This is a genomic window from Tenacibaculum profundi (genome assembly GCF_057162725.1).
In genome coordinates this window covers 88690-101437 of record NZ_CM169894.1, presented here as the reverse complement: position 1 = coordinate 101437, position 12748 = coordinate 88690, and the positions used below count along the sequence as shown (strand labels likewise).

Here is a 12748-nt window from a genome sequence, read left to right as displayed (position 1 = left end):
TTATTATAGTAAAATGAAAAACTTAAAATGACAAATTGTTAAAAACCTATAAAAAATCAATAACTAGAATTGCAATGTTATATTTAACTAAAAATAAAATAATTATAAAATATATACCTTTCATCTAGCTCTTCTTTTTTACTTATAATATAAAACACGATATTTGCGATAAAATCTACTAATGAACTTGATTATATACATAATTTCATATCCTTTTATTTGGACCTTCTCTTTGCTTCCTATGAGAGTTTTATATTGGATATCAGATCTTATCTTTATACTTGTGTATTACTTAATTGGTTATCGAAAAAATGTAGTTCGAGAAAACCTAAAGTTATCTTTTCCTGATAAAAAAAAGGATGAGCTTGAAAAGCTAGCTAAAAAGTGTTTTAGACATTTTATAGATGTTATGATGGAAAGTGTCAAGACATTTTCTATTTCTAAAAAAGAAATGCTTAAAAGGTTTTCTTACAAAAATCCAGAGCTAGTTAATTCTATCGTTAAAGAAGGTAATAGTATTGTTTTAGTTGGAGCACACCTAGCTAATTGGGAGTGGTCAGTTAGTCTTCCTTTGGTATTAGATATCAATATTTACGGAACTTATAGCAAACTAGCAAATCCTTATTTTGATAGAAGAATTAAAAAAAATAGAACTAAGTTTGGACTTATAGCTGTAAAGACTTCAAGAACCATAAAAAATATTCATGAAAACTACAATAAAAAGATTCAAAGTATGTACCTTTTGTTGAGTGATCAATCTCCTATGCTTCACAAAACCTATTACTGGAGAAATTTTTTTCACACTAAAGTACCTGTCCACACAGGAGCAGAAGTAATAGCTAAAAAATATAATTTTTCTATAGTAAATTATACCACAAAAAAAATAAGAAGAGGTTATTATGAGACTGAATTTTCGTTGATTACTAATACCCCAAAAGAGTTTGAAAATTATCAATTAACTGACCGTTACTTTGACATTGTTGAAAAATCGGTTGCAGAGCAACCAGAATGTTACTTATGGACACATAAGAGATACAAGCATAAGGATAAATACCATGATTGGTTAAAACTGAATAGAAAATAAAACTAATATTCTTTTTTAAAAAACTATTATTTATTATTTTGAGAATCTTTTCAATAAATATGATTTTTAACACTATCAGAATGATGGTAATGTTTTAGAATATGTTAGTTCAATCATTAAATAATCGTTTTTAAGTTTATACTTTCTGGCTATTTTTTCTGTAAAATACTTTTATACATTCCTCAATAAATATAAATTCGACCCCCTTCTATTTAAAAAAGTCAAAGACTATTCCCCACATCTCAATCGTTTATATTTAGCTATATAATATTAATATATGAGTATTATAAATCCAAAAATCTCCATTAAAAAAGCATTTTAATGGAGATTTGAATAGATTCGTTACTAAATTTTAATATATGTAATGTAACCTTAAATTACTACATTTATTTTTTTAAAATCTATATGAAAGCCCTACGATAATTTGGTTAACTCTAGTATCGAATCTTTGAGACAATCCTTCGTTACTAATTAATTCAGATTCTTTATCTGAAAAAGCTCTTTCCCATCTCAGATCTAAACCTAGCTTACCTAGTTCAACTCCTGCTCCTAATTGGACACCTACAGTTAAACCATCAGCCTCTGTTTTTATATCTCCCAATGACTCAAAATTAAAATCGCCATCAATTATGTACTGAAAAGAAGGTCCAGCAAATACATTTAAAACCTTTAAAAACTTTTTACCTAATAAAACAGGAATATCAATTTTTTGAAAATCATAAGTCGCCTTAATATTTGGAATAGCCTTGGAAGAATACTCACTTTTTAAACTTGTATACACCAATTCTGGTCGAAGATACAAACCAATAACGGGTATTTTAAAACGTGTCCATACACCTGCATGAAATCCGGTTTTACTTTTACCTCCTTCTAAAACGTCTTGTGATACTTCTTGAAATGAATCAGAGTTATAATTGATTCCCGCTTTAACTCCAAAATGAATTTGAGAAAAAGAAATCTGTGAAACACCGAAAAGTAATATGGTACATAAAACAAATTTTTTCATAATATCTTTATTTAATTTTGTTATTTAACGATTTAATATTAGTATTATTTTTTTGAAATTACTTTTTCAACAGCTTTGATTATCGCCTTGTCATTTAATTTATATTTATTCATAAGCTCCGCTGGTGTGGCCGATTCTCCGAAGCTATCATTTACAGCAACAAATTCCTGAGGAACAGGATTATTTAATACCAAACACCTCGCAACACTTTCTCCTAAACCACCATATATATTGTGCTCTTCTGCAGTAACTACACAACCTGTCTTCGCTATAGACGTTAAAATAGCTTGTTCATCTAATGGCTTTATTGTATGAATATTTAGTACCTCACAAGAAATACCTTTTGTATGTAAATATTCTGCCGCTTGAATAGACTCCCAAACCAAATGACCTGTAGCCAATATTGTTACATCTGTACCTTCAATCAATTGTATAGCTTTACCAATTTCAAAAGGCTGATCTTTCATAAAAACAGGTACTTTTGGACGTCCAAAACGTAAATAAACAGGTCCTTGATGATTTGCTATTGCTATAGTAGCAGCTTTTGTTTGACTATAATCACATGGATTAATAACCGTCATTCCTGGTAACATTTTCATTAAGCCAATGTCTTCCAATATTTGATGTGTTGCTCCATCTTCCCCTAAAGTTAAACCTGCATGTGAAGCACAGATCTTTACGTTTTTATCTGAATAGGCTATAGATTGGCGTATCTGATCGTAAACACGACCTGTAGAGAAATTAGCAAAAGTACCTGTAAATGGTATTTTTCCACCAATTGTAAGTCCTGCAGCCATTCCCATCATATTTGCCTCAGCAATACCTACTTGAAAAAATCTTTCTGGGTGATTATCCGCAAAAGCATTCATCTTTAAAGACCCTGTTAGATCAGCACACAAAGCAACAACGTTTGGATTTAACTTACCTAACTCAGTTAACCCATCACCGAAACCAGAACGAGTGTCTTTTTTTTCTGTATATGTATATTTTTTCATTTAGTTTGTGTTGTTAAAAGGAATCAAAAATAAACTTTTAAACTAAAATGTAGTCATAAATTTTTTAATTCTTTATAAAGTTTATGAACAGGAAAGCCCATTACCGTAAAATAGTTTCCTTCAATTTTTTTAATTCCTATTTTACCTATCCATTCTTGAATACCATAAGCTCCTGCTTTATCAAAAGGCTTATACTCTTTAATGTAATAATCTACTTCAGTTTTTTGTAATTCTTTAAAATATACTTTAGCAATATCATTTATAAGTATGCTCTTATTATTTCCTATATTGACATAAACCGATGTAATTACTTCATGCTCTTTGTTTGACAAGCTCATCAACATATTAAAAGCCTCTTGATAATTACTTGGCTTTCCTAAGGCTTTATTTTGAAACCAAACAATAGTATCAGAAGTTATTAAGATATCATTCTGTTTAAGGTCCTTTCTGTAAGCGTTTGCTTTCAATTCTGATAAATAGTCTGTTATCTGAGAACCTATTAAATAATCAGGATAGCTCTCTTTAATATTTTTTACTTTAACTGTAAAATTAATATTAAGATCCTTTAATAATGCCTGTCTTCTTGGAGAACCTGAAGCCAAAATTAAATTATATTTTTTTAACGTATCAGCAAGCATATCGAAAGTAATAAGCAACCAGAGGAATACTAACAATTCCTAAAAGGTAGGTTAAATTAGACATTTTAAGTACTTTTTTAAATTCTTTTTCTGTATTAGCTTTTGAGATAAGATAAATAAGACAGAGTTCAGGTAGTGTTCCCATGAAGAAAATAATAGATAAAATAAAAATATTATCAATATAATTAATAGCGAACCCTAAAACAGTTAAACATCCTGTAACTGTAAAGAATAATGCTATGGATTTGCCTCTCCTTCTTCCTAATAGAACCGGTAATGTTTTAATATTTTTAATGTAGTCATTATTAAAGTTAACAATATCTTTAATAATTTGATAGACAATATTCCCTACTATTGATAAAAAAACATAAACAATAGCAATTAACTGAAAATTAAAATACTCTTCCCATTGTTTATCTGTTGTATCTACGGGGGTGTCAAACCACCAAATTATAAATATACACAATGCATTTATACAAGGCTCAAGAACAATACTAAGAAAATCTTTATCCGTGTTATAGTGGAGATATGCTATTAATAATAAAGCTATAATAACCCCTATGAAACTATGGTATGGTTTTCCAATTGAAATCGACACAAAAGTACCTAGTATAACACTTATTATTGAACAAAATATACCTATAGAATATGCTCTTTTTGCAACTTTTTCTTCTACTCTATCGAACTTATATTTGTTGTAATAACTTATTAAGTAACCTGAAGCTAACATTATAATTGTTGCAAATGACAATAAAAAAAAAGTAAAAAAAGAAGATATTGTTGTCTCAAATCCAAGATCATAAAGAAAACAAATTTTAAAAAGTAATTGTATAAGAATTAAATATATTAACTTCCTCCAATTAATAATTTCAAAAAACTTATTCAAACTCATTAACTATAGCTCTTTTTAATCCTAGCTAAACTCTTCTTATTATCCCTGTCTTTCATTGTTTGCCTTTTGTCGTGGATTTTTTTACCCTTTGCAAGAGCTATCGTTAATTTAGCCCATCCATTTTCATTTATGAATAAATTCAAAGGAACAATTGTATTTCCTTTTGTTTCAACTTCTTTAGAAAGTTTTTTTAGCTCTCTCTTATTTAGCAGTAACCTCCTTTCACTTTTAGGTTTGTGATTATAGTGATTGCCAAAAGCATACTCTTCAATGTACATGTTTACAACGAATAACTCACCTCTTTCATTAAATTCACAGAAGCTCTCAGTTATTCTTGCTTTGCTTTGTCTTATCGATTTTATTTCCGTTCCTGTCAATTGAATTCCTGCCGTGTATTTTTCAATTAATTCATACTCGAAACGGGCTTTTCTATTTTGTATGTTTATATTTTTCTGCATAGATGGGGGCAAATATAAATATTAAAATGAGTAACTAATAAGTTTTACAAACTATGATTTTTATCATGGTTCAAAACTTCTTATGATTCTATATTTGTATCAAAATTAATTAATTTAAAAGCTAATTTAATTAGAAAATTATTTACTATTAATAAATAAATGTAGTTTTTACCGTTTTATTATTATTCATTGAAGTATAGTAAACAAACAACGCACTTAATTCATTTATATTAGTTTCTTAAAAAGCTCGAAAAAAATTTTCCGAGCTTTTTTGTATATATTCAAATCACTAGTAATTAAGACTAACCAGCCATAATACTTTCTGCTTGTCTTTTATATATACCCTTTTCTAATTTCTCTCTAATTGCTGAAAAAGCTTTTATCGTTTCTTCAACGTCTTCAATTTTGTGGCGAGCCGTCGGAATTAATCTTAATATTATAAGTCCTTTTGGTATAACAGGGTATACAACAATTGAGCAAAAAACCCCATAATTTTCTCTTAAATCTTGAACCATTGCCATCGCCTCAGGTATTTCTCCTTTTAAATAAACTGGAGTTATGCATGTTTGTGTAGTTCCAAGATCAAATCCTGCCTTACGCAAGCCTGTTTGTAACGCATTGGTTATTTCCCACAATCTATCTTTTAACTCTGGCATTGTTCGTATCATATCCAAACGTTTCAAAGCTCCTTTTACCATAGGCATTGGTAATGATTTTGCGAACATCTGAGATCTCATATTATATTGTAAAAATTGTATGATATCTTCGTCTCCTGCAAAAAAAGCACCTATCCCTGCCATCGATTTTGCAAAAGTAGCAAAATAAACATCTATCTCATCTTGAACACCTTGCTCAAAACCTGTTCCTCTTCCTCCTTTACCGAGAGTACCAAAACCATGAGCATCATCTACTAAAAGGCGAAAATTATATTTTTTCTTCAAAGCAACAATTTCAGATAAACGTCCTTGCTCTCCTCTCATACCAAAAACACCTTCGGAGACAAGTAATATACCTCCACCCGTTTTCTCAGCCATTTTGGTAGCTCTCATTAAATTTTTCTCACAGCTTTCTATATCATTATGTCGATAAACAAATCGTTTTCCTGCATGCAAACGAACTCCATCAATTATGCAGGCATGTGTATCAACATCATAAACAATTATATCATCCTTAGACACTAATGCATCGATAGCCGACACCATACCTTGATATCCAAAATTAACTAAATAAGCAGCTTCTTTTTCAACAAATTCAGCGCATTCTCTTTCTAACTGTTCATGATACTTTGTATGACCGGACATCATTCTTGCTCCCATAGGATAAGCCATACCGTGTTGAGTTGCGGATTCTCCATCTACTTTTAAAACTTCTGGGTGATTTGCTAAACCCAAATAATCATTTATACTCCAAGTAATGACTTTTTTTCCATTGAAAGACATTCTATTTGATATTGGTCCTTCTAATTTAGGAAACACATAGTATCCTTCCGCTTTATCAGCCCACTTTCCTAAAGGTCCTTTATCTCCTTTGATTCTCTCAAATAAATCTTTAACCATTTTTACTTTTTGATTTTTAGTATTATGCGAAAATAATCTTTTTTTAATAGTTTTTCAAAGCGATCTTAGGTTATTAAAAACGAATGTTAATAAATACCTTATGGTTTTAAATTTGTCGATAAAAAAGTAAGTTAAAGATATTTCAAAAATTAATAGTAAAAATTTTCAGTTCCAAATCAAGTTGACTTAGAGTTAAATTACAACCATTTTAAAAAGCTCGGTATCAAATTAAGAATTAAGTTATGTAATATTTTTTATTTTAATTTTTATTTCATTCTCACTATCAAGTAGCTTTTGCTTTATCATAGCAACAATTCTTTTATTAAATTCAGATGCATTTTTAGTATATATATTGAACTCATCGTTATCAAATTGTCCAATGACAATACCTAAAAGTTGATTTCTTAAAATTAAATTTTTACCAATTATTTTTTCTATTAATTGAATATAAGAATCATCCGAAGTATTTTTGAGTATATCAATTCTATTCTTTCTAATAGCATGAATGAATATGCCTGTAATTATTTCATGTTGTAATTTTAATACAGGACGCATAATTGAATTTTGAAAATTTTCATTTTGTTTTATTGCTGATAAATTCAAAATAGGTCTATTTTTTCTTTTATCACTCATTCAGAAAACTAGTAATGTTATTTTCAACTCTTTTCAAAATATTGTCTGTATTTGCTTTTATAAATTTTTCGCCTGTAATTAGTTCATACAATTCTATATATCTATCGGAAATTTCTTTTATTTTATTATCAGAAATTTCAGGTAGTTTCTGACCTTCTTTTCCTTGGAATCCATTTTCAATTAGCCATAATCGCACAAATTCTTTAGATAATTGTCTTTGTTTCTCACCTCTTTCTTGTCGCTCTTGGTATCCATCTGCATAAAAATATCTTGAAGAGTCTGGTGTATGAATTTCATCAATCAAAACAATCTCGCCATTTTTCTTTTTACCAAATTCATATTTCGTATCAACTAAAATCAATCCTCTTTTTTTTGCTATTTCAGTCCCTCTTTGAAATAATTTTCTTGTATAATTTTCTAAAATTAAATAATCTTCCTCTAAAACAATTCCTTTTGCCAAAATTTCTTCTCTAGAAATATCTTCATCATGGTCACCTTTAGCCGCCTTAGTTGAAGGAGTTATAATCGGCTCAGGAAATTTATCATTTTCGTTTAAACCTTCTGGCATTTTGACGCCACAAATAACTCTTTTTCCTGCCTTATACTCTCTTGCTGCATGCCCTGATAGATATCCCCTGATAACCATTTCTACCTTAAAAGGCTCACACAAATGACCTACAGAAACGTTTTCATCTGGGTTAGCCACCAACCAATTAGGCACAATATCGGACGTTTCACTCATCATTTTTGATGCAATTTGATTCAATATTTGTCCCTTGTATGGGATTTGCTTCGGTAATACAACATCAAAAGCCGACAACCTATCTGAAGCAACCATTACTATAACTTCATCATTAATATTGTATACTTCTCTTACTTTTCCTTTGTAAACCGATTTCTGATTTGGAAACTGGAAATTGGTTTCATTTATTGTTTTCATTACTGTGTTTATTGTGTTGTCGCATACAAAAGTAAGTTTTTTAATGAAATTTTTACAATTTTATTTTGTACTTAACAGTAATCTGAAATAGATTTCTAATTTTTTTATTTGGTATTTATTCAAATGCTAAGTCACGCTGTATTCTCAACACAAACAACTGATTACCAAATAATAAAATCACCCTGCAAACGATCTTAAATTTTAAAAAACTAGGTTTAACACATATTTTATTTAACCAATTCTTCAACAGGACCAAAAAATTCATAGTTGATACTTTCTTTTTTTACTTTTAATTCATTCATGATTTCCAAAACATTCGCCATAAAGGGTGTTGGCCCACAAAAATAAAAATCACTGTTCTTCGGAACGTCTAGATCAATTAGTATTTTGGAATTAATAAATCCTTTAAAATCATAATCTACCCCTAAAACATCTGTTTGTAAAGGCTTACTAAAAAGCTTAATATATCTAGATTTATTTTCAAATAAGCTAGATATCTCTGAATTAAAAGACTGATGATCAGAATTTAAAACACATTGGATAAAATATATGTTTTTTTGAAATTTTACAGCTTCCTTAAGCATACTGAGCAAAGGTGTAATGCCAACCCCCCCACTAATAAAAACAATTGGATTTTCTGTTTGTTTTAAAATAAATTCACCTGAAGGCATTCCTAAATTCAAAAAAGATCCAACATGAATATTATCATGTATATAATTCGAAACAATTCCTTCAGGTTTTCCATCTTCTCTTTTAATACTTAATCTTAAATAATTTTTATCAATAGAATCAGACAAGCTATAATTTCTCGTGTGCTTATGATCTGTTCCTGCTATGTCTACGGTTACTGTTATATACTGCCCCGGTAAAAAATAAGGAATCTGCTCCTCATCTTTTCTTTTTAAATAAAAAGATGTTATGTTGGAGCTCTCCTTTATTTTTTTTATTACCGTATACTCTTTCATTCCTTTGTAACCTCCTGGGCTATTTTCTCTTGTTGTATAAAGTACTTCTTCTCTACTTGTAAATATTTTAGCTAAATCATTGTATGCTTCTTCCCATGCTTCCATAACATCGTTTGTAGCTCCTTCCCCTAAAACCTTCTTGATCGCGAGTAACAAATTTTCCCCTACAATTGGGTAAGCCTCTTTTGGAATGGATAAACTCACGTGTTTTTGTGCTATTTTTTCAACCGCTTCGCCAAGCTGTTCTAATTGCTCGATATGAACTGCGTATTGAAATACTGCATTAGCCAAGGCTCTTTGTTGCGTTCCTTTTTTTTGATTTACCATGTTAAAGATATTTTTCAACTCTGGATGTTTATGAAAAAGTAATTCATAAAACACTTTAGTAATCGATTCCCCATGTTGTTGTAATATTGGTGCTGTTGATTTTACAATCGCTATTGTTTTTTTACTAGCCATAATCTATTTTATTTTTAATATTTGAAAATAAATAAGTCTATTTGAGTCCAAAAAATCATTTAATGATATTGGATTTATTTTCATAAGCTGGCGAAATTAATTGAAGTATTGCTGTCTATTTTATGATCTAAATCATATAAAATTATGATAATAAATTACTGTAGTTTTCTTTTAAGACGAAATCAAATAGTTTTTAATCTAAGACTCTATTTTATGGTAGTTTGTACCTTCTTTTCTTTTATTTGAAAAAGTGAATTTATAATAGATACAAACTCCATCAAAAAATTATTTTTTAGGTTTTGTATACTTTTTAATGCTGCTGGTTTTTTATCTTATTATAAATATTCGGGGTTGATTAATGGAGAAGAATTATAGGGGAAATATAAAATAACTAAATTCAATATTGATTTTATAAAAATAGAAAAAGCATTTTGAATAACTAAGTCAGTTATAAAAGCAACTAAAGTAAAATGTTTTTAAGACTTTCTATATTGAAAATCTTCAACTTATATTTTCATTTCAAAAAAGCTTAATGATTTATTAAATATGACTTACTCTATAAATAAAATATAGAATTAGAAAATGAAAAATAAAGTTAAAAACTTGATGCTAAAAATTAATTAGGAAACGAACATAAAACAACAATTACCCGGAATTTACAAAATAGAAAAATAAAAACAAACTATTAAAATCTATTAATAATTTGTTTTTGTAAGATAATTTTTTCAATTTTATTCTGTCTCTATACTTTTATAGGCTGAAATAATTCTCTTCACTAGCTTATGACGAATTACATCTTTGTCATCCAAGTAGACATGGCCAATTCCTTCTATATCTCTGAGAGCGAGTAAAGATTCCTTTAATCCTGAAACTTGCTTTCTAGGTAAGTCAATCTGCCCAGGATCTCCTGTTATTATGAACTTAGCATGCCTCCCCATACGAGTTAAAAACATTTTCATTTGGGAGTGCGTTGTATTTTGTGCCTCATCTAAAATAACGAAAGCGTTATCTAAAGTACGCCCCCTCATAAAAGCTAAAGGCGCTATTTGAATAGTCCCATTTTCAAGGTAAGCCTGTAATTTTTCATGAGGTATCATATCCCTTAATGCATCATATAATGGTTGCATATAAGGATCTAACTTTTCTTTTAAATCTCCTGGTAAAAAACCTAAATTTTCACCAGATTCTACAGCTGGTCTAGTTAATATAATTCTTTTTACTTGCTTCTCTTTTAGTGCCCTCACTGCTAAAGCAACAGCTGTATATGTTTTTCCTGTTCCTGCAGGCCCTACGGCAAACAACATATCATTTTCGTTCATTAAAGAAACCATACTCCGTTGATTTTTTGTTTCTGGTTTAATTAACTTGCCATTAATACCATGAACTAAAACATCACTATTTCCCACAGTCTTCCTAATTTCTTCTTCTTTGCCAGTTGATGTGAGTATTCTTTCTATACTATTTTCGTCAAGTCTGTTGTATCTATTAAAATACTTTATTAGCATTTCAAGTCGTTTCTCAAACTCATCTAATATCTCAGACTCACCATAAATTTTAAGCTTATTTCCTCTTGCTACAATTTTAATTTTAGGGAAGTACGTTCGTAATTGAGTGATAGTGCTATCCTGTGCACCAAAAAAATCATTTGGATTAATTTCGGTTAATTCAATAATGCGCTCGTTCAAATGTTTTAGTTTTTTTTTATTATTAATTCTAAAAGTAACAATTATTTTTTTTCAATTGCTTAATTTTGCTCTAAATTATCATTACGATTCTGATTCAAAAAATTTTAAAAAGGACTCAACTAAATGCCTATCATTACTTTAACCACTGATTTTGGAATTAAAGATCACTTTGTTGGTGCTGTTAAAGGTGCTTTGTATTCGGAGCTACCGAATGTAAATATTGTTGATATTACACACCACATATCACCGTTTAATATAACCGAAACTGCCTACGTGTTAAAAAATGCGTACAAAAGCTTTCCAGAAGGAACAATTCATATTATTGGTGTAGACTCAGAGTTAAGTAATGAGAATAAACATCTAGTAATTAATTTAGATAATCAGTATTTTGTTTGCCCTGATAATGGCTTAATATCAATGATTGCTTCCGAAATAAAACCAACAAAAATTGTTGAAATCAATATTCATGACCACCTAAATTCAAGCTTTCCTGTGTTGGATGTTTTTGTAAAAGTCGCTGCACACATTGCAAGGGGAGGAAATTTAAATATAATTGGTAAAGAAATTCAAGAACTTAAAAAATTAGTTGAAATTCAACCAAAAACAAATCAAAAACAAAATATCATAAAAGGAGGAGTTATTCATATTGACAATTATGGGAATGTCATTACCAATATTAATCAAAAACTTTTTACTTCTATTGGAAAGGGGCGCAATTTTAAAATTGTTGCAGGTCGTTACAAATTCAATAAAGTCTTCAATACTTATAATGGTATAATTAATTATGAAATCCCTCTTGAAAAAAGACAATACGATGGAGAGAAGTTAGCCATTTTTAATTCAGCTGGATTTCTAGAAATTGCTATCTATAAAAGTAATTTAGAAACCGTTGGAGGGGCATCAACATTACTAGGCTTAAAGTATAGAGATACAATAATGATCGAATTTGAAGATATTGAACATCCTGAATTTATTCCAATAAATCCATAATCATGCTAATAAGAATTGTTAAATTGAGCTTTAATCCCAAAAATATTAATGAGTTTATAGAAATTTTTAACATAAACGAAAAAAATATACGAAATTTCAAAGGTTGCCGTTTATTAGAATTATATAGAGATAAAGAGAATCCTAATATTTTTTTCACCTATAGTTATTGGGATTCTGAGGAATATTTAGAGTCGTACAAAAACTCAGAATTGTTTAAAAGTATTTGGGTAAAAATTAAAATATTATTTAATGACAAACCGATGGCGTGGAGTGTAAACAAGCTAGACTCCTCAAAAACCTGATTAATAATCAATAATATTTAATTATTAAATAAACAAAAAATATATTTTGTATTTATTATTTCAAGAACTATTGAACAACAAAAACTTCTATGAAAAACAATTCTTATGGTTTGTTATGCAATTTATTTTTTCTCTATTTTAAAAA

Annotated in this window: 13 protein-coding genes; 3 read left to right on the top strand and 10 right to left on the bottom strand. The window is 29.0% G+C overall.

The genetic code is table 11. The features are described from left to right. Positions 1-181 precede the first annotated feature (181 nt). Positions 182-1084, top strand: coding sequence for a lysophospholipid acyltransferase family protein (locus AC2GW8_RS00295; protein WP_440880805.1), 903 nt, complete (start codon positions 182-184; stop codon positions 1082-1084). A gap of 394 nt (positions 1085-1478) precedes the next feature. On the opposite strand, the gene AC2GW8_RS00290 is transcribed toward AC2GW8_RS00295, so the two are convergent. The 10 genes from AC2GW8_RS00290 to AC2GW8_RS00245 form a co-directional block, all read right to left on the bottom strand. After that, positions 1479-2090 (bottom strand): porin family protein, encoded by a 612-nt coding sequence (locus AC2GW8_RS00290; protein ID WP_440880804.1) that lies wholly within the window; start codon positions 2088-2090, stop codon positions 1479-1481. A gap of 44 nt (positions 2091-2134) precedes the next feature. Next, positions 2135-3085, bottom strand: coding sequence for a transketolase family protein (locus AC2GW8_RS00285; RefSeq protein WP_440880803.1), 951 nt, complete (start codon positions 3083-3085; stop codon positions 2135-2137). Positions 3086-3138: 53 nt separating this feature from the next. Next, on the bottom strand, positions 3139-3723 hold the full coding sequence (locus tag AC2GW8_RS00280; RefSeq protein ID WP_440880802.1) for a Maf family nucleotide pyrophosphatase: 585 nt from the start codon (positions 3721-3723) through the stop codon (positions 3139-3141). After that, positions 3713-4615, bottom strand: a complete 903-nt coding sequence (locus tag AC2GW8_RS00275; RefSeq protein WP_440880801.1) for a UbiA family prenyltransferase — start codon at positions 4613-4615, stop codon at positions 3713-3715. The genes AC2GW8_RS00280 and AC2GW8_RS00275 overlap by 11 nt, the downstream gene beginning before the upstream one ends. Beyond that, positions 4615-5073 carry an SsrA-binding protein SmpB gene (gene smpB / locus AC2GW8_RS00270; protein WP_440880800.1) on the bottom strand — a complete coding sequence of 153 codons (459 nt, stop codon included), beginning with the start codon at positions 5071-5073 and terminating at the stop codon, positions 4615-4617. Before smpB ends, AC2GW8_RS00275 begins: the two co-directional genes overlap by 1 nt. A gap of 302 nt (positions 5074-5375) precedes the next feature. Beyond that, entirely contained in the window at positions 5376-6629 is a 1254-nt protein-coding gene (gene capB, locus AC2GW8_RS00265) for a cysteate-C-fatty acyltransferase (protein ID WP_440880799.1), read from the bottom strand. A gap of 240 nt (positions 6630-6869) precedes the next feature. Continuing rightward, on the bottom strand, positions 6870-7262 hold the full coding sequence (locus AC2GW8_RS00260) for a hypothetical protein (protein ID WP_440880798.1): 393 nt from the start codon (positions 7260-7262) through the stop codon (positions 6870-6872). Then, the gene (locus AC2GW8_RS00255; protein WP_440880797.1) at positions 7255-8202 is read right to left on the bottom strand and encodes a phosphoribosylaminoimidazolesuccinocarboxamide synthase; all 948 of its coding nucleotides are present in this window, start codon (positions 8200-8202) and stop codon (positions 7255-7257) included. The genes AC2GW8_RS00260 and AC2GW8_RS00255 overlap by 8 nt, the downstream gene beginning before the upstream one ends. 227 nt (positions 8203-8429) lie before the next feature. Then, positions 8430-9626, bottom strand: a complete 1197-nt coding sequence (gene hmpA / locus AC2GW8_RS00250; RefSeq protein WP_440880796.1) for an NO-inducible flavohemoprotein — start codon at positions 9624-9626, stop codon at positions 8430-8432. A 731-nt stretch (positions 9627-10357) separates the two neighbouring features. Continuing rightward, positions 10358-11311: a PhoH family protein gene (locus tag AC2GW8_RS00245; RefSeq protein ID WP_440880795.1), complete on the bottom strand. Its 954-nt coding sequence runs from the start codon at positions 11309-11311 to the stop codon at positions 10358-10360. Positions 11312-11434: 123 nt separating this feature from the next. Here AC2GW8_RS00245 and AC2GW8_RS00240 point away from each other — a divergent pair, with 123 nt between their 5' ends. Then, complete coding sequence (locus AC2GW8_RS00240) at positions 11435-12301, top strand: SAM hydrolase/SAM-dependent halogenase family protein (protein ID WP_440880794.1); 867 nt, start codon at positions 11435-11437, stop codon at positions 12299-12301. Positions 12302-12303: 2 nt separating this feature from the next. Beyond that, positions 12304-12603, top strand: coding sequence for a putative quinol monooxygenase (locus AC2GW8_RS00235; protein WP_440880793.1), 300 nt, complete (start codon positions 12304-12306; stop codon positions 12601-12603). Positions 12604-12748 lie beyond the last annotated feature (145 nt).

Excerpts from the sequence above, each read along its gene's own strand:
- AC2GW8_RS00275 (WP_440880801.1), bottom strand. The coding sequence starts at position 4,615 with ATGAGTTTGAATAAGTTTTTTGAAATTATTAATTGGAGGAAGTTAATA.
- AC2GW8_RS00235 (WP_440880793.1), top strand. The coding sequence starts at position 12,304 with ATGCTAATAAGAATTGTTAAATTGAGCTTTAATCCCAAAAATATTAAT.
- AC2GW8_RS00285 (WP_440880803.1), bottom strand. The coding sequence starts at position 3,085 with ATGAAAAAATATACATATACAGAAAAAAAAGACACTCGTTCTGGTTTC.
- AC2GW8_RS00280 (WP_440880802.1), bottom strand. The coding sequence starts at position 3,723 with ATGCTTGCTGATACGTTAAAAAAATATAATTTAATTTTGGCTTCAGGT.
- capB (WP_440880799.1), bottom strand. The coding sequence starts at position 6,629 with ATGGTTAAAGATTTATTTGAGAGAATCAAAGGAGATAAAGGACCTTTA.
- AC2GW8_RS00295 (WP_440880805.1), top strand. The coding sequence starts at position 182 with ATGAACTTGATTATATACATAATTTCATATCCTTTTATTTGGACCTTC.
- AC2GW8_RS00255 (WP_440880797.1), bottom strand. The coding sequence starts at position 8,202 with ATGAAAACAATAAATGAAACCAATTTCCAGTTTCCAAATCAGAAATCG.
- hmpA (WP_440880796.1), bottom strand. The coding sequence starts at position 9,626 with ATGGCTAGTAAAAAAACAATAGCGATTGTAAAATCAACAGCACCAATA.
- smpB (WP_440880800.1), bottom strand. The coding sequence starts at position 5,073 with ATGCAGAAAAATATAAACATACAAAATAGAAAAGCCCGTTTCGAGTAT.
- AC2GW8_RS00260 (WP_440880798.1), bottom strand. The coding sequence starts at position 7,262 with ATGAGTGATAAAAGAAAAAATAGACCTATTTTGAATTTATCAGCAATA.
- AC2GW8_RS00290 (WP_440880804.1), bottom strand. The coding sequence starts at position 2,090 with ATGAAAAAATTTGTTTTATGTACCATATTACTTTTCGGTGTTTCACAG.
- AC2GW8_RS00240 (WP_440880794.1), top strand. The coding sequence starts at position 11,435 with ATGCCTATCATTACTTTAACCACTGATTTTGGAATTAAAGATCACTTT.